17 protein-coding genes are annotated in these 15,889 nt (G+C 41.7%); 11 read left to right on the forward strand and 6 right to left on the reverse strand.

Annotated features, from left to right (window positions below):
• Positions 1–43 precede the first annotated feature (43 nt).
• The 3 genes from F909_RS12955 to serB all read right to left on the reverse strand — a co-directional run bounded on the left by F909_RS12955 (position 44) and on the right by serB (position 2,633).
• On the reverse strand, positions 44–523 hold the full coding sequence (locus tag F909_RS12955; RefSeq protein ID WP_005147825.1) for a hypothetical protein: 480 nt from the start codon (positions 521–523) through the stop codon (positions 44–46).
• A 148-nt stretch (positions 524–671) separates the two neighbouring features.
• Complete coding sequence (gene aciT / locus F909_RS0120200) at positions 672–1,007, reverse strand: ciprofloxacin tolerance protein AciT (protein ID WP_004803470.1); 336 nt, start codon at positions 1,005–1,007, stop codon at positions 672–674.
• Between the two features lie 405 nt (positions 1,008–1,412).
• Complete coding sequence (gene serB, locus F909_RS12950; protein WP_005147829.1) at positions 1,413–2,633, reverse strand: phosphoserine phosphatase SerB; 1,221 nt, start codon at positions 2,631–2,633, stop codon at positions 1,413–1,415.
• A gap of 61 nt (positions 2,634–2,694) precedes the next feature.
• On the opposite strand from serB, the gene F909_RS12945 reads away from it, so the two are divergent.
• The 8 genes from F909_RS12945 to glmS all read left to right on the forward strand — a co-directional run bounded on the left by F909_RS12945 (position 2,695) and on the right by glmS (position 10,998).
• Positions 2,695–3,990, forward strand: coding sequence for a hypothetical protein (locus tag F909_RS12945; RefSeq protein ID WP_171067270.1), 1,296 nt, complete (start codon positions 2,695–2,697; stop codon positions 3,988–3,990).
• Positions 3,991–4,273: 283 nt separating this feature from the next.
• Positions 4,274–5,395, forward strand: coding sequence for a bifunctional 3,4-dihydroxy-2-butanone-4-phosphate synthase/GTP cyclohydrolase II (gene ribBA, locus F909_RS12940; protein ID WP_005147838.1), 1,122 nt, complete (start codon positions 4,274–4,276; stop codon positions 5,393–5,395).
• 11 nt (positions 5,396–5,406) lie between these two features.
• Positions 5,407–5,877, forward strand: coding sequence for a 6,7-dimethyl-8-ribityllumazine synthase (gene ribE, locus F909_RS12935; RefSeq protein ID WP_004803462.1), 471 nt, complete (start codon positions 5,407–5,409; stop codon positions 5,875–5,877).
• Positions 5,878–5,880: 3 nt separating this feature from the next.
• Positions 5,881–6,330 carry a transcription antitermination factor NusB gene (gene nusB / locus F909_RS12930; RefSeq protein ID WP_004803459.1) on the forward strand — a complete coding sequence of 150 codons (450 nt, stop codon included), beginning with the start codon at positions 5,881–5,883 and terminating at the stop codon, positions 6,328–6,330.
• A gap of 15 nt (positions 6,331–6,345) precedes the next feature.
• A complete protein-coding gene (gene thiL / locus F909_RS12925; RefSeq protein ID WP_005147841.1) occupies positions 6,346–7,263 on the forward strand; it encodes a thiamine-phosphate kinase in 918 nt (305 codons plus the stop codon).
• Positions 7,241–7,756, forward strand: a complete 516-nt coding sequence (locus F909_RS12920) for a phosphatidylglycerophosphatase A family protein (RefSeq protein WP_005147843.1) — start codon at positions 7,241–7,243, stop codon at positions 7,754–7,756. The genes thiL and F909_RS12920 overlap by 23 nt, the downstream gene beginning before the upstream one ends.
• Positions 7,757–7,782: 26 nt before the next feature.
• Positions 7,783–9,147: a bifunctional UDP-N-acetylglucosamine diphosphorylase/glucosamine-1-phosphate N-acetyltransferase GlmU gene (gene glmU / locus F909_RS12915; RefSeq protein ID WP_005147844.1), complete on the forward strand. Its 1,365-nt coding sequence runs from the start codon at positions 7,783–7,785 to the stop codon at positions 9,145–9,147.
• 12 nt (positions 9,148–9,159) lie between these two features.
• Positions 9,160–10,998 (forward strand): glutamine--fructose-6-phosphate transaminase (isomerizing), encoded by a 1,839-nt coding sequence (gene glmS / locus F909_RS12910; RefSeq protein ID WP_005147845.1) that lies wholly within the window; start codon positions 9,160–9,162, stop codon positions 10,996–10,998.
• A 79-nt stretch (positions 10,999–11,077) separates the two neighbouring features.
• Here the strand turns inward: glmS and F909_RS12905 are convergent, their stop codons facing one another.
• The 3 genes from F909_RS12905 to pncA form a co-directional block, all read right to left on the reverse strand.
• Positions 11,078–11,716, reverse strand: a complete 639-nt coding sequence (locus F909_RS12905; protein WP_032877731.1) for a YitT family protein — start codon at positions 11,714–11,716, stop codon at positions 11,078–11,080.
• Positions 11,717–11,932: 216 nt separating this feature from the next.
• Complete coding sequence (locus F909_RS12900; protein WP_005147848.1) at positions 11,933–12,397, reverse strand: Lrp/AsnC family transcriptional regulator; 465 nt, start codon at positions 12,395–12,397, stop codon at positions 11,933–11,935.
• A 92-nt stretch (positions 12,398–12,489) separates the two neighbouring features.
• The gene (pncA, locus tag F909_RS12895) at positions 12,490–13,122 is read right to left on the reverse strand and encodes a bifunctional nicotinamidase/pyrazinamidase (RefSeq protein ID WP_005147849.1); all 633 of its coding nucleotides are present in this window, start codon (positions 13,120–13,122) and stop codon (positions 12,490–12,492) included.
• A 290-nt stretch (positions 13,123–13,412) separates the two neighbouring features.
• Here pncA and dapA point away from each other — a divergent pair, with 290 nt between their 5' ends.
• Genes dapA through purC form a run of 3 tightly spaced genes read left to right on the forward strand, consistent with a single transcriptional unit; the run spans position 13,413 to position 15,679 of the window.
• Complete coding sequence (gene dapA / locus F909_RS12890; protein ID WP_005147852.1) at positions 13,413–14,306, forward strand: 4-hydroxy-tetrahydrodipicolinate synthase; 894 nt, start codon at positions 13,413–13,415, stop codon at positions 14,304–14,306.
• A gap of 15 nt (positions 14,307–14,321) precedes the next feature.
• The gene (locus F909_RS12885; RefSeq protein ID WP_005147855.1) at positions 14,322–14,924 is read left to right on the forward strand and encodes a hypothetical protein; all 603 of its coding nucleotides are present in this window, start codon (positions 14,322–14,324) and stop codon (positions 14,922–14,924) included.
• Between the two features lie 35 nt (positions 14,925–14,959).
• Positions 14,960–15,679, forward strand: coding sequence for a phosphoribosylaminoimidazolesuccinocarboxamide synthase (gene purC / locus F909_RS12880; RefSeq protein WP_005147856.1), 720 nt, complete (start codon positions 14,960–14,962; stop codon positions 15,677–15,679).
• Positions 15,680–15,889: the final 210 nt, after the last annotated feature.

Below are 15,889 nucleotides of genomic sequence, written 5' to 3' on the forward strand. Positions count from 1 at the left end.
CGCATAAAAAAACTCCCAAATCGGGAGTTTTTTTATGCCATTTTTATTTGCCTGTTTTTTCTTTAATAAATGCACGTGCTTGACGAATTTTTTCTTTGACAGGTTTTGGCACTTTAGGTGGAATCAATTTCGCTGCTTGGTTAAACCAAACTAGCAGGCTAAAGTCGCCTTCCATTTTGATACTGCCATCTTGCATACCCGTCATAAATGCTGTTGGGTCGCCTTTCACTAGCGTTTTCACACCTTGCTCACTCGATGCAAATTGTAAAATAAAATCAGCTTTTTCTGGACTACCTGCCACTGTCTCGATCTTGCCACGATTCACAATAATCTGACGTGCCAAACCTAAATCTGTACCAATCTGAATACGGAATTCACGGTCATGAACCAATTCAATAAACTTTGGGCTCGTACGTGCCAATTGCTTCATACGTAACGCCAAACCTGCCACCAATAAATCAAGTGGATCAGTGCTTACATCAACGATAGGTAACTTAACCACAGGTAAAGAAGAAAGCTTCATGACATTTATGCCTACAGTATTATGATGAAAATTAAGACAACCGTATCCTAGCACAATTGTATCTAGGTCTGTAAAAGCTTTGTTGCAGAAAATTAGTGCAAAAAAGGCATGCTGAGCATGCCTTTGATGTTGTTAAAATTATTATCATTTATCTGCTAGAACATTGCTGTTGGTCGTCCTTATATACAGGAGTATGTTCAATATACTGACGATTTGCCAGCTGTTTTTGTGCTTGTTTGTCTTCACGTAAAAGGATAAATGTAACCGTTATCATCGCAAGGCTCAACGCAGTCAAATAACTATAAGCGACGGACATCTCGAATATGGTTTGCGCACCAAAGCGCACCACTTCTAACAGTCCCCAGCACAGCATACCCGCCAACATAAAACCTAACCAACGACGATAAGGAGAAAAGAAAACAGCAATAACTGCGACAGCGATTAAGCCAAATCCAACCCACATGGTGAAATTCGCTGCTTCCATAGAAACCTCCGTCTTAAAAGGGTGGCCTGTATTTATATTCAGACCTCTATATTGTTCTGTAATCTCTAACAGTACTTCGTGTTGCATTAACGTCTTTATGCATTATGGAGCGTTTTTTTTAGAAAAAAAGAGCCTGAAATTAACCTTACGACACAAGCTGTCGCAATATGCTTTTGTCATTACATTTTAAAAACATATAAAAGTCTTGAATGTCCATATAGCATCGATTACAGCGTGTCATTACAAAAAACTATGCCGCTTTTTTGCCACAAAAAAACTTTTTTCAGAATTTTTTTATCGTTGTTTTTCTATACATTTAGACATAATTATGACGAATAAATGACGTTTTAAAAATGAATAAGGCCGCAATAAAAGCGACCTTATTTGAACTCAATAAACCTTAGGCTAAGCGCGGTTTAAATCCTTATCGTGCATACCCAACAAGTACAGCACACCATCTAAACCAACACTTGAAATGGCTTGATTGGCATTTTGGCGGACCAATGGCTTGGCACGGAATGCAACACCTAAGCCTGCAATTGAAAGCATCGGTAAGTCATTGGCTCCATCACCAACAGCCATCGCCTGCTCTAGCGAAATTCCCATTTTTTCAGCCAATTGACGCAGTAATTCTGCTTTACGGGCACCATCGACAATGGCACCTTTCACTTCACCAGTCACAAAGCCATCTTCAACATCAAGAATATTGGCATGTACTTCATCAATCCCAAGTTTTGCTTGTAAGTACTCAGCAAAGTACTGGAAACCACCTGATAAAATTGCCGTTTTATAACCTAAAGCTTTCAAAGTTGAAATTAAACGCTCTGCCCCTTCGGTGACCGTCAAACGCTCTGCAATTTTCGGCAACACCGAAGCATCCAAACCTTTTAATAACGCCACGCGTGCGCGGAAACTTTGTTGGAAATCAAGTTCCCCCAGCATCGCACGTTCCGTAATTTCAGCAACTTGAGCACCAACGCCGGCTTCTAATGCCAGTTCGTCAATTACCTCTTGCTCAATCAAGGTAGAATCCATATCAAAGCAAACCAATCGACGATTACGACGGTAAGCATTGTCTTCTTGCACAGCGACATCAATATTTAACTCGCCAGATAGGCTTAAACATGCTGCACGCATCGCTTGTGCATCCAACATTTGTCCACTCAGACCAAACTGCACACAGGCACGACGTGGAAATTGGCTTTCTGCATCGAGCTCTAAACGCCCTGATAAACGGGTAACCGTTTCAATATTAAAGCCCTGACTTGATACAATTTTAGTCACGGCCTGCAGGTGTGCAGCGGTAAGTTCAGGCGCAAGCGCAGTCACGATATAGCGAGTTCGGCCGCCTTCACTCACCCATTGATCATATTCTGCGTTGGAGATTGGTTTAAATCGCACAGTTAAGCCAATATCATGTGCTAAAATCAAAATCTCTTTCATTGCTAATGCAGTTGCAGTCTCATTATCCGATGCAACAACGATCCCAAGGGTCAGTTGATTATGGATAACTGCCTGCCCCACATCGAGTATTTGCAAAGAATGTACGGATAGTACCTGCATTAATCGAGTAAACTGATTCGGTTGATCTGGTCCTAGAAAGGATATAAGAATGATTTCTCGCATGAATTGACTCGTGGTTGAGCGACAACTATTGTAAGAATCATAACATAACCCATGAATCTATTTGCCTTGGAAATTTAACTTGAATGCGCCTCGCCAAGGGCTATTTGCTAGCCTACTGATCGTAAGTTTTGCATTGCATACCTTTTTATTGGTGATTGCAACGACACATCAACTCAATGAAAATCGCGCTAGCCAAGGACAACTGATGACTAGTCAGTTAGTGGCAGATAGTCTTGCTGAGTTGGAACCAGCCAATACCGTTTCGCTGGCATTGGTGGCGAATCGTTATGTAACCAATCCGAGTGTTGCATCCATTCGTATTCTCGATGCGAGTAAACAAGTGCTTGCAACCAGCGGCATGGCTAAAACCCGCCAAGGGGAAGTGTTCGTTCGTGATGCACTACAAAATGAAAAGAAAGTCGGTACGGTTGAAATTACCTTAATCCAGCCGAGTATCGGTGAGATTTTGCGGACTCAATGGTTAGCGATTTTAGTTTCACTGTTCATCCATGGGCTGATTTGGTTGGCCTATCGTGCCATCGCACGTCCAACACGTAGTGAATACTTGGCACGTATCAATCAAGAAAATCATCTCAAGCATGAAATTCAACGTTTAACCCAAGCTCTTGCACTTGAAAAACAAAATGCAGTGACTTTGGTTGCCCAAGCACAACAGCAGGCAAAAGCGCAAGCCAAACCACGTGTTGAAAAAAATCCAGCTGAATCCGTATCTCTGGACGATCAAGCTTTGGCGCTCAATATTCAGTTTTATGATCCTAAACAATTATTGAGTAGCGTGAACCAATCTGTTTCTGTGCCTTATTTCAAACTATGCCAATTATTTTTAGATAAAAGTATTGCGCTCTGTGCCAAGCATTACCAGATTGATGCGGCTAAAATTCAAGTTATTCAAGAATTCAATGCAGACGGCGCAAGCTTAGCAACGACAGCTGAAAATAGTCATGCCCTTGAATGTTTAATGATGGTCGGTGCTGTTTTCCAGTTATTGGCCGATGTACTGTATAAACGTTATCGTGAAGATAAACGTTTTGCCTTACAAACCCGTGGTGCAGTTGCAAGTGCAGTCGACGCCATGCAGTTAGATGCAGTTGAAGCAGCAAAACGCTTGGCACAACATTTACATGCCAAAGAAGCCGCTTTACATTTAAATCATGAGCAGCTCAAAAGCATTCAAAACAGTTATGAATTAGTGGCCATGCCAAATCCAAGTAATATCATGACCCGTCATGCTTTTATGATTAATGGTATGAATGAACAATGTGCAACCATTGCTCAAACGTTACGTACCGAAATTTTAATGGGTAAAAAAGCTAAAGCATCGACAGAGCTTGAATAAATAGCACAAAGGCTCCGCTAATAGAGTCATTCTAAACACAAGGCTTTGTCTAGATACAAAGCCTTGTGTTTTTTTGTTTAGCCCATTATATAAAGCTTACAATCGCATCAAACCGCCTTGTAAAGTGGCAAAATTGGGCAGGATAAAGTGTTGCAAGATAATTTGTTTAGTCTGACTTTTTATTGATAAAGAAGCACAGGCGAAATTTTTTAAAATGCGGTAAACTATGCCAGATTTATCGAATACTAGTGCCTAACAAAGGCAAGATAAAAGGTGAAAGCGAATGCCGCTGAGTCATGTTGAAGAGCTTGTTGCAGATATTCGTGCAGGCAAAATGGTCATCCTAATGGATGATGAAGATCGTGAAAATGAAGGTGACTTAGTCATCGCTGCAACGCATGTTCGCCCTGAAGATATTAACTTCATGATTACGCATGCACGTGGCTTGGTCTGTCTGACACTCAGTCGTGACCGCTGTAAACAGCTCAATCTTCCATTGATGGTTGATCAGAACGGCGCACAACATGCAACCAACTTCACGCTTTCGATTGAAGCGGCAGAAGGCATCAGTACAGGTATTTCAGCTGCTGAACGCGCACATACCATTCGTACTGCGGTTGCAGCACATGCAAAACCAAGTGATATCGTACAACCTGGTCATATTTTTCCATTAATGGCACAACCAGGTGGTGTTTTACACCGTGCAGGTCATACCGAGGCAGGTTGTGACCTCACCCGCTTAGCGGGTCTAGAGCCAGCCTCCGTGATCTGCGAAATCATCAATGATGACGGCACCATGGCGCGTCGTCCTGATTTAGAAGTGTTTGCGGAAAAGCACGGCTTAAAAATTGGTACGATTGCGGATCTGATCCATTACCGCATGACCAATGAACAAACCGTTGAACGCTTGTCTCAAGAAACCATTGAGACCGAATACGGTACTTTTGAGCTGTATAAGTACCGTGAAATCGGCAATCCTGATATTCATGTTGCCTTAGTTAAAGGTGAGCCAAAGCAAGGCATCACCACTGTACGTGTCCATGGTTTCAGCCCAATTCGTGATTTATTAAAGCTCAATAAAGCCGATGGTTCTCCTGCTTGGAACTTGGATCTTGCCATGCAAACGATTGCTGCTAGTGATCGCGGAGTACTGGTATGGATTGGTCAGGGTCAATTAGAAGACCTTGGTCCTGCATTGCAGAGTTTGAATCAGCCAAAACCACTCAAATCCAATGCAGCACTGTCTCATCAATACCAAACCATTGGTGTGGGTGCACAGATTTTACGTGATTTAGGCGTTGAGAAAATGAAGTTGTTGAGTTCTCCACTTCGTTTCAATGCTTTATCCGGATTCAATTTAGAGGTAGTGGAATACATCACTGCCGATCAAATCACAGCAAAATAATCGAGGTTGCTATGGCAATTCGCCGAATTGAAGGTTTATTACATCTCGCAAGCGAAGGTCGTTATGCGATCTTAGTGGGTCGTTTCAACAGCTTCGTTGTTGAACATTTACTTGAAGGCGCAATCGATACTTTAAAACGCCATGGCGTTGCAGAAGAAGCGATTACTGTTATTCATGCACCAGGTGCATGGGAACTGCCGATTGTTGCGAAAAAATTAGCAGCTTCAAATAAATTTGATGCCATCATTGCATTAGGTGCAGTGATTCGTGGCAGCACACCTCACTTTGACTTTGTTGCAGGTGAATGTGCAAAAGGCTTAGGCGTGGTTGCTCTTGAAAGCACAATGCCTGTAATCAATGGTGTCTTGACGACAGACAGCATTGAACAAGCAATCGAACGCTCTGGTACGAAAGCAGGAAATAAAGGTAGCGAAGCTGCATTGACTGCAATCGAAATGGTTAACTTATTAAAGGCAATTTAAAGCATGTCGCAAACACTTCAGGCCGCTTATGCAGCGAAACGCAAAGCACGTCGTTTTGCTGTACAAGGGATTTATGAATGGCAAATGAGTCAGAACCCAGTACATGAAATTGAAGCACGCACGCGTGTAGAAAATGCCATGCACAAAGTTGACCTTAACTATTACCATGAATTACTCACTCAAGTGATTGCTCAACATGAAGCTTTAGATGAGTTGCTCATTCCAGTGCTTGATCGTGAATTAAGCGCATTGGATGGTGTCGAGCTTGCAACCCTACGACTTGGTGCTTATGAATTACGAGATCATCTCGAAGTTCCGTACCGTGTTGTACTTGATGAAGCAATTGAGCTAGCTAAACACTTTGGTGGCGCAGATAGTCATAAATACATCAATGGTGTATTAGACCGTCTTTCCTCAAAGCTTCGTGAAGCTGAAAAACAACAAGCAAAATAATAGGCTTGATGTTGCATGGCTGAGTTTTCCATTATTGAACGTTACTTTAAACGTGCATCAAAATCTGATGTCTGTTTAGGGATCGGGGATGACTCAGCCATCGTTACCCCCCCTCCTTCTCAACAATTGGTGATCTGTGCAGATACACTGGTTGCTGGCCGTCATTTCCCCTTAGATACTGCTGCTCATGCCATCGGCTGGAAAAGTGTGGCTGTCAATTTATCGGACTTAGCGGCAATGGGAGCAAAACCGCATAGTATTTTACTCGCGCTTAGTCTCCCGAAGGTTGATCATGACTGGCTGGCTGGATTTAGTCAGGGCTTGTTTGATTGCTGCGATCAGTTTGGTGTCAGCCTAATTGGTGGTGATACCACTCAAAGTGCCCAACTGACCATTAGTGTGACCGCCTTAGGCTGGATTGAACACGGTCAGGCCGTTACTCGCGCAGGTGCTCAAATTGGCGACTATATTTGTGTGAGTGGGCAAGTGGGTGATGCAGCCTTTGGACTACAGCATCTAGGCCATGCACTGCAACAACGCTTAGATTATCCAACCCCACGTTGTCATTTGGGTCAACAACTCAAACGGTTGGCATCAAGTATGATTGATATCTCAGATGGATTGGCCCAAGATTTAGGTCATATTTTAAAAGCATCCGATGTCGGTGCAAAATTACAGCTAGATCAGCTTCCAATAGACGCATCACTCAAGCAGCTCGATTTACAACAAGCTTGGCATTATGCACTTGCGGGTGGTGATGATTACGAATTATGCTTTACAATATCACCGCAAAACTTCAAAGAACTGTCGCGACAACAATTAGATGTTCCGCTTACAATAATCGGCGAAATTACCCAACAAACTGGATTGTTATTTGAGTATATGGGCAAAGCACACCCATTACATGTTCATGGATACCAACACTTTGCATAAACCTTCCATTCACTTTAGCCAAATGACTTGGTTTGACCGCTTCATCGTATTCTGCGGTGTCGGTTTTGGCTCTGGTTTAGCACCTAAAGCACCTGGAACTTTTGGTTCTGCATTTGCGCTGTTATTTGTCCCACTCTGGTTATACCTTGGCTTGTCAGCAAGCGTGATTGCGATCATATTTATGTCCTTAATTGGCATTTATATCTGTGGACATACCGCAAAGGTCATTAATGTTCATGATGACGGGCGTATTGTGTGGGATGAGTTTGCAGGCCAATCGATTACCCTGTTGCCTTTGCTTTATTTACAGCAAATGAATTGGCTATGGGTCATTGTTGGATTCGTCTTATTTCGTATATTTGATGTCTGGAAACCTTTTCCAATTAGTTGGGCAGATCAAAAAGTGTCTGGCGGCCTAGGGATTATGCTGGATGACATCATTGCGGGAATTTGGGCAGCACTCTGTATTTTTATTCTTCATTTTATATTTTGACTTAAGCCATTGAATTAGAGTTAGTTATGTCAACGACTGTTATTATTCTTGCAGCAGGGAAAGGAACGCGAATGCGTTCACAACTACCAAAAGTATTACAACCACTTGCAGGTCGTCCACTGCTTGGACATGTGATTCAAACGGCAAAAAAACTCCATGCCCAAAATATTATTACCATTTATGGACATGGTGGCGAACTGGTTAAACAAAACTTTGCTGCTGAACAAATCGAATGGGTTGAGCAAGCAGAACAACTCGGAACAGGTCACGCCGTGCAAATGACTTTGCCTGTTTTACCGCAGGAAGGTGTTTCACTGATTTTATCAGGTGATGTACCCTGTATTCAGGCAGATACGCTACAAAAATTATTGGATGCATCAACTCAAACAGGCATTGGCTTAGTGACGCTCACTGTCGATGATGCAACTGGTTATGGCCGTATTGTTCGCAAAGATGGTAAAATTCAGGCCATTGTTGAACATAAAGATGCCAACGAAGAACAACGCCAAATTAAAGAATTTAATACAGGCATTTATTGTGTCAGTAATGCAAAACTGCATGAATGGTTGCCTCAACTTTCAAATGAAAATGCACAAGGCGAATATTACCTCACCGATATTGTCGCGATGGCAATTGCAGATGGCCTAGAAGTTGCCTCAGTTGAACCAGAGCTTGCGTTTGAAGTTGAAGGTGTGAATAACCGCTTACAACTTGCTACGTTGGAACGTCAATTCCAGCAGCAGCAAGCCAAGGAATTGATGCTGCAAGGTGTTCACCTGATTGATCCAAATCGTTTTGATTTACGTGGCAGTTTAAAATGCGGACAAGACGTACAAATTGATGTCAACGTCATCATCGAAGGTGACTGTGAACTGGGTGATAACGTACAACTCGGCGCAGGATGTATTCTAAAAAATACTCGTATTGCTGCGGACACTAAAGTTCAAGCCTATAGCATTTTTGAAAATGCAGTGGTTGGTGAAAGTGCTCAAATTGGTCCTTTCGCGCGTTTACGCCCAGGTGCCAATCTTGCAAATGAAGTGCATATTGGCAACTTCGTTGAAGTGAAAAATTCAAATATCGGACTTGGTTCCAAAGCCAATCATTTCACCTATCTAGGTGATGCCGATATTGGTGCGGGCTGTAATATTGGTGCGGGAACCATTACCTGTAATTATGATGGCGCGAATAAACATCGTACTATTATCGAAGACAATGTATTTATTGGGACCAATAACTCATTGGTTGCACCAATCAGAATTGGTCAAAGCGCAACAACAGGTGCAGGATCAACACTCACCCGAGATGTGGCTGAGCATAGTTTAGCTGTCGAACGATCAAAACAGTTTGAAAAAGCAAATTATCAACGTCCCCAAAAGCTGAAAAAATAAGAGGATAAAATTATGTGTGGTATTGTTGGTGGCGTTGCTGAACGTTGTGTAACCGATATTCTTATTGAAGGACTTAAACGTCTTGAATACCGTGGTTATGACTCTGCAGGCTTAGCTTTATTAAATAATCAAAAAATCTTACGTGAACGTCGTGTTGGTAAAGTTGCGAACTTGGCTGAAGCAGTGTCAGAACAGCACTTAACTGGAAATGTCGGGATTGCACACACACGTTGGGCAACACACGGTAAACCGACTGAAAATAATGCGCATCCGCATGTTTCAGGCAACGTAGCTGTGGTTCATAACGGGATTATTGAAAACTACCAAGAGCTTAAAGATGAATTACAAGCTTTAGGCTATGTGTTTAGTTCACAAACAGATACTGAAGTTGTTGCACATCTTGTCAATCATGCGTTGAAGCAAACCGATAGCCTGTTGGAAGCTGTACAGGAAGTGATTCCTCAGTTGAAAGGTGCTTTTGCATTAGGGATTGTTCACACTGCACATCCAGATGAACTGATTACCGTTCGTGAAGGTTCACCACTCGTCATTGGTGTAGGTATTGGTGAGAACTTTATCAGCTCAGACCAATTGGCTTTATTGCCTGTCACTAATCGCTTCGTGTATTTAGAAGAAGGTGATATCGCCCGCCTAACACGTACCAGCATCGAAGTTTTTGCAAAAGGTCAACGTGTTGAACGCCCCGTCAAAGAGTTAGATGCAACGGTTAGCAATGTATCTAAGGGCGAATATAAGCATTTCATGCTCAAAGAAATTTATGAGCAACCAGAAGCAATTCAACAAACCATTTCTCAAGCATTGAATGGCAACAGCTTACGTGAAGATTTCCTCAGCCATGCCAATGCTGATTTTGATAAAATTCAGCAAGTCCAAATCATTGCCTGTGGTACCAGTTATCATGCAGGGATGATTGCCAAATATTGGTTTGAGCAACTGATTGGTGTACCTTGCCAAGTTGAAATTGCCAGTGAATTCCGTTATCGCACGCCTGTAATTGTTGCCAATACCTTGTATATCTGTATTTCACAATCTGGTGAAACCGCAGATACTTTGGCTGCACTACGTGAAACCCAAAAACGTGCTAAGGCAAGCAACATTGACATCAGTACCATGACGATTTGTAACGTTGCAACCTCATCGATGGTACGCGAAACAGATCATCATTTGCTAACCCTTGCTGGTCCTGAAATTGGGGTTGCTTCAACCAAAGCATTCACCACGCAACTTGCGGCATTGATGTTATTAATCTTGAAAGTTGGTCAAGTCAAAAATCGCCTGTCTGATGCCCAACTGAATGAAATCACCACTGCATTATGGCATTGCCCGAAAGTAATTTTAGATACCTTACAAGGTGATACTGAAATTCTACGTTTATCGGCATTGTTCGTTGAGAAAAATCACTGCTTATTCCTAGGTCGTGGTACACACTTCCCAATCGCACTTGAAGGTGCATTGAAACTGAAAGAAATTTCGTATATTCATGCCGAAGGTTATGCAGCAGGTGAGTTGAAGCATGGTCCACTAGCTTTGGTCGATAATGAAATGCCTGTGGTTATTTTGGCACCGCACGATGACATGCTCGATAAACTCAAATCAAATATGGAAGAAGTACAGGCACGTGGTGGTGAACTATTTGTCTTTGCTGATGAGAACAGTGGTATTCACGGTAAAGACCGTCAACATGTTGTACATATTCCAGCGGTAAATGAATGGTTAGCACCAATTGTTTATAGCGTACCAGTACAGCTGTTGTCTTACCATGTTGCTGTTTTACGCGGTACTGATGTCGATCAGCCACGTAATCTCGCGAAGAGTGTAACTGTAGAATAATACTTTAACTCGAAGGAGGGTTCGCCCTTCTTCGAGTTTTTTATTATATTTTTAGTGAATTAGAATAAAAATCTTAGGTTTAAGCCACATATCTTGTGGTTTTATGATTCAGTAAAACAATCGAATTAAGAATAATCACACCTAAAATTGAAATTAGAATTAATTTCCAGTCCACAAAGAACAACGAAGCTAACAAGATGATCAGATCGATACCTAACTGTACTTTTCCTGCTGCGATGTTAAAGCGTTCCTGCAAATACAGCGCCAGTAAATTGATGCCACCTAGGCTAGAACGATGTCTAAATAGAATTAAAAAACTTACCCCCATCAACACATTGGCAAAAATGGTTGCATAAATTGGGTTTACATCCGAAAGGTGAAAAAATTGCGGGATAATTTCAGTAAAACCAGCCAATAATGCAACGGCAATAAAGGTTTTCACCACCAAAGCAATACCCATTTTTTTATAGGCGAAATAGTAAAATGGGATATTAATCAGGAAAAATAAAACACCAAATTTAATGTCGGTAATGTAGTGGAGCAATAAAGATAAGCCTGCTGTACCACCCGTCATAATTCCTGCTTGCTGCAGTAACGTCATTGCAAACGAAAGAATGAATGTTCCAATCAACATCGCCAATGCATCTTCAATTTTGGAGTGCTGGTCAATCACAGGCATGACTGGACTTACCAGAGATACATTTTGCTCGGTATTCATAATGGTACAACTCAATAGGAGAACTGCTAAGGGAGAGACGTCTTTCACAGAAAGACATGGCATATTTGATCATTTTTATTGATATTTCGCAATTTATTCTTATATTTTTGCCATAAATGCAATTTATATTCAAAATACTCCAATTCGAATAATCTATCCCTTTGACTTGATCATCCCTGTTATTTTGAATTTGATTGCAGCAGATCAGGCTTGTTCTTATTTAATCGCAATCCCGTTTTCTTTTAATTTTTCAAGCACGATAGAGGTGTTCAGATTACTCACCCCAAAATTTTGTGAAGACAGAATCCCGATTAGCTTAACCATTTCATCCAAATTTTTAACTGCAACTTTCAGGGCAAAATCATAGCTCCCCGTCAGTTTATGAATATCTTTCACCGCAGGCTCATGCATCAGAAATTCAACAAAACGATCATGCGTTGCATCATGGTAATTCTGCAATTTCACTTCAATAATGCCCATAATCGGCGCTGGATCTGCACTCAATGCGATTTGTGCATAATAGCCTGTAATAATTTTTTTCTGCTCGAGATTAACTCGACGGCGTGAACATTGCGAGGTCGACAAACCCACCAATTCAGCGAGTTCCTGATTGGCCAAACGCCCATTCATTTGTAAATGATGAATAATTTTCTGATCAAAATCATCAAGTTCGACTGTCATAAAACGCTCAATTTTGCCTTAAAGTCACGGTTTTACTAATGCTGCTACATCAGTTTTAGAAGTTTAACGCCTTTAGATCAAGCAGCTCAAGCTTATGGAAAAATTGCAGTCGATTGAATGCGCTGAATCCCTTGTTCTAACATGCTTTGCCATGCATTTTTCAATGAGTCATTTAAGTCAATGGCTTTACAGGCATCTTCGATGACATAGGTTTTAAATCCCATCTGCACAGCATCTAAGGCTGTCCATGCCACACAAAAGTCTGTAGCAATACCCACGATATAGACCGTATCAATTTGATGTTCGGTTAAATAGCCTTTAAGACCCGTCGGTGTTCTGCGATCCGCTTCCATAAAGGCAGAATAACTATCAATCTCGGCATGAAAGCCTTTACGGATAATCAATTGTGCCGTTGGAATATCAAGATCAGGGTGAAATTCTGCATCATGTGTGCCCTGTACACAATGTCTTGGCCATAACACTTGAGTTCCGTATGGCAATTCAATGGTTTCAAATGGCTGTTTATTTTCATGATTATCGGCAAAAGAAATATGCTGATCAGGGTGCCAGTCTTGCGTTAGCACGACTGTTTCAAACTGGCGTGCCAATTGATTAATGAGTGGGATAATCTGATCAGCAGCAGTGACTGCCAAGTTTCCACCAGGTGTAAATCCATTTTGCACGTCGACGACAATTAGGGCACTGTGTTTCGAGTCTGTCTGCATCTCATTATTCAATCTAGATCGCTTCTTGCTACACCATACGCTGCCTATCGTCGTCTGACTAGCCATCCGTCAACTTTTCATAAGATGAAAATCATTCAGGATAAAGATGAATGAAAGTTTTCGGCTGTTTGACTAAAGCATATTGTTCTTATGCCGCTGATCAGTCATAATTTGCATAATTGTCATTCAATCGAATTCATTATTGAACGGCGAATCAAAATACTGCAACCATCCAATATTTCGTTTCAACTAATTCAATCTCGGATGGGAAAATAGGATAGTTTTTTAAAATGACTCAGCTAGCACAGAATATTCAAGGTTCAATTGTCGCACTCGTCACCCCTATGTTTGAAGATGGTCGCGTAGATTGGAAGAGCCTTGAGAAGCTCGTTGAGTGGCACATCCAACAAGGTACACATAGTATTGTTGCTGTTGGCACAACGGGCGAAGCGTCTACATTAAGCATGGACGAACACACACAAGTCATCAAAGAAGTGATTCGTGTAGCCAATAAACGCATCCCAATTATCGCGGGTACAGGTGCAAACTCAACTCACGAAGCAATCGAACTCACTAAAGCAGCCAAAGAACTGGGTGCAGATGCGGCGTTGCTCGTTACGCCATATTATAATAAACCAACACAAGAAGGCTTATATCAACACTACAAAGCTATCGCTGAAGCAGTTGATATTCCACAAATTCTTTATAATGTTCCAGGTCGTACTGGTGTCGACATGCAAAATGAGACCGTGATTCGTCTTGCCGATGTTAAAAACATTGTTGGGATTAAAGATGCAACAGGTGATGTACCCCGTGGTCAAGCCCTCATCGAAGGTTTAAATGGTAAAATCGCAGTTTACTCAGGCGACGACGAAACTGCTTGGGAACTGATTTTACTTGGTGCAAAAGGCAATATCTCGGTTACTGCCAATGTTGCACCAAAACAAATGAGCGACGTTTGTGAAGCTGCCTTGGCAGGTGATAAAGCAAAAGCGCAAAGTCTGAATCAACAAATTGCAAATCTACACAATATTTTGTTTTGCGAATCAAACCCAATTCCTGTGAAATGGGCGTTGCATGAGATGGGATACATTAGTACAGGTTTACGCCTGCCACTAACCACTCTCGCAGAACAATATCGTGAACCGCTCCGCACAGATTTAAAAACTGCGGGCATTATTTAATACGAGCAATTTATGATGCAATTACGTCTTGGTGTTGTCCTAGTCATTTCAGCTTTAAGTTTGGCTGGTTGTGGTCGTTTTGCCCTCAATAATCATTCTTTAGATTATAAAAAAGCGCAAGCGCTTGAACCACTCAAGTTCCCTGAGAATGCAACGGTAAGACCATTCACGCCATTGTATCCAGCACCAACGGTTGATCCACTTGCGATCCAACATGCGCCAACATTTGAGAGTAAGACTGGCAACCGTTACGCATTACCTCGCCCAGAGTCAATGCAAGCTGCAAGCAATACCACTGAAGCGACAGCAACCAGCTTGGGGCGTCCACAACTGGTGATGGATGGTAATAAAAATCCATTACTTAAAGTGGAAGGTCCGACAGCAAGCGCTTGGCAATATACCTTTGCAACGGTCAGCAGCCTCAACTACAAAGTCATCTCTCAAGCAGATCATGGCTATGAGGCAACCATTCAGGTCGACGGTCAAAACTATCTATTGAAGCTTTCTGCTGTTGGCTCAAGCAATACTATTGCCCTCTTCAAACTTGACACTACCTTTGCCGACCCTAAAGTTGCCACTGAAGTGTTAGCCCAGATTTACCAAAATTGGCCAGCCTAGTCGTTTACTAGGCATATTTTTCAAAAGGTTCCTCCATGTTAAAACAAACCTTGCTCTATACTGGTAAAGCAAAATCTGTATACGAGACAGATAACGCTGATCACCTGATTTTGGTCTTTCGTGATGATGCCTCGGCATTTAATGGCGAAAAAATTGAGCAACTCGATCGTAAGGGCAAGGTCAACAACCGTTTTAACGCCTTCATCATGGAAAAACTGGCTGAAGCAGGTATCGAAACGCATTTTGAAAAATTGCTTTCTCCAACTGAAGTGCTGGTTAAAAAACTTCAGATGATTCCAGTTGAATGTGTCATTCGTAACTATGCTGCTGGTTCACTTTGCCGTCGTTTAGGCGTCGAAGAAGGCAAAGAGTTAACACCGCCAACATTTGAATTATTCTTTAAAGATGATGCGCTTGGCGATCCAATGGTGAACGAATCTCAAGCAATTGCTTTAGATTGGGCAACTGCAGAACAACTTGAAAAAATGAAAGAATTGACTTACCAAGTGAATGATGTGCTTAAAGCATTATTCGATGCAGGTAATATGATTCTGGTTGATTTCAAACTTGAATTCGGCGTATTCCATGACCGTATCGTATTGGGTGATGAATTCTCTCCAGACGGTTGCCGTTTATGGGACAAAGACACCAAGAAAAAACTTGATAAAGACCGTTTCCGCCAAGGCTTAGGTGGTGTGGTTGAAGCTTATGAAGAAGTTGCTGCACGTTTAGGCATTAACTTAGACAATATCTAAGTCAGGCTAAGCCTTTAGCTCGCATAAAAACCAGCTCAATCGGGCTGGTTTTTTTATTGTCGATTCAAAAATCAAGCGACTTCATTTTAAATATCAATACCATATAAATCATCAACTTAAAATTTATAGATATAGCTTTGCGAGTTTTATTCTAACCTTATGTTTTTATATTGTTTTTGAATTTTTTTTGATCCTCCTACCATGTTCACA

This window comes from Acinetobacter sp. ANC 3929, assembly GCF_000369405.1.
Taxonomy (GTDB): domain Bacteria; phylum Pseudomonadota; class Gammaproteobacteria; order Pseudomonadales; family Moraxellaceae; genus Acinetobacter.

Bases quoted from the DNA above. Each gene is read 5' to 3' on its own strand.
- F909_RS12955 (WP_005147825.1), bottom strand. From the start codon at position 523: ATGAAGCTTTCTTCTTTACCTGTGGTTAAGTTACCTATCGTTGATGTA.
- aciT (WP_004803470.1), bottom strand. From the start codon at position 1,007: ATGGAAGCAGCGAATTTCACCATGTGGGTTGGATTTGGCTTAATCGCT.
- serB (WP_005147829.1), bottom strand. From the start codon at position 2,633: ATGCGAGAAATCATTCTTATATCCTTTCTAGGACCAGATCAACCGAAT.
- ribBA (WP_005147838.1), top strand. From the start codon at position 4,274: ATGCCGCTGAGTCATGTTGAAGAGCTTGTTGCAGATATTCGTGCAGGC.
- ribE (WP_004803462.1), top strand. From the start codon at position 5,407: ATGGCAATTCGCCGAATTGAAGGTTTATTACATCTCGCAAGCGAAGGT.
- nusB (WP_004803459.1), top strand. From the start codon at position 5,881: ATGTCGCAAACACTTCAGGCCGCTTATGCAGCGAAACGCAAAGCACGT.
- thiL (WP_005147841.1), top strand. From the start codon at position 6,346: ATGGCTGAGTTTTCCATTATTGAACGTTACTTTAAACGTGCATCAAAA.
- F909_RS12920 (WP_005147843.1), top strand. From the start codon at position 7,241: ATGGATACCAACACTTTGCATAAACCTTCCATTCACTTTAGCCAAATG.
- glmU (WP_005147844.1), top strand. From the start codon at position 7,783: ATGTCAACGACTGTTATTATTCTTGCAGCAGGGAAAGGAACGCGAATG.
- glmS (WP_005147845.1), top strand. From the start codon at position 9,160: ATGTGTGGTATTGTTGGTGGCGTTGCTGAACGTTGTGTAACCGATATT.
- F909_RS12905 (WP_032877731.1), bottom strand. From the start codon at position 11,716: ATGAATACCGAGCAAAATGTATCTCTGGTAAGTCCAGTCATGCCTGTG.
- F909_RS12900 (WP_005147848.1), bottom strand. From the start codon at position 12,397: ATGACAGTCGAACTTGATGATTTTGATCAGAAAATTATTCATCATTTA.
- pncA (WP_005147849.1), bottom strand. From the start codon at position 13,122: ATGCAGACAGACTCGAAACACAGTGCCCTAATTGTCGTCGACGTGCAA.
- dapA (WP_005147852.1), top strand. From the start codon at position 13,413: ATGACTCAGCTAGCACAGAATATTCAAGGTTCAATTGTCGCACTCGTC.
- F909_RS12885 (WP_005147855.1), top strand. From the start codon at position 14,322: ATGCAATTACGTCTTGGTGTTGTCCTAGTCATTTCAGCTTTAAGTTTG.
- purC (WP_005147856.1), top strand. From the start codon at position 14,960: ATGTTAAAACAAACCTTGCTCTATACTGGTAAAGCAAAATCTGTATAC.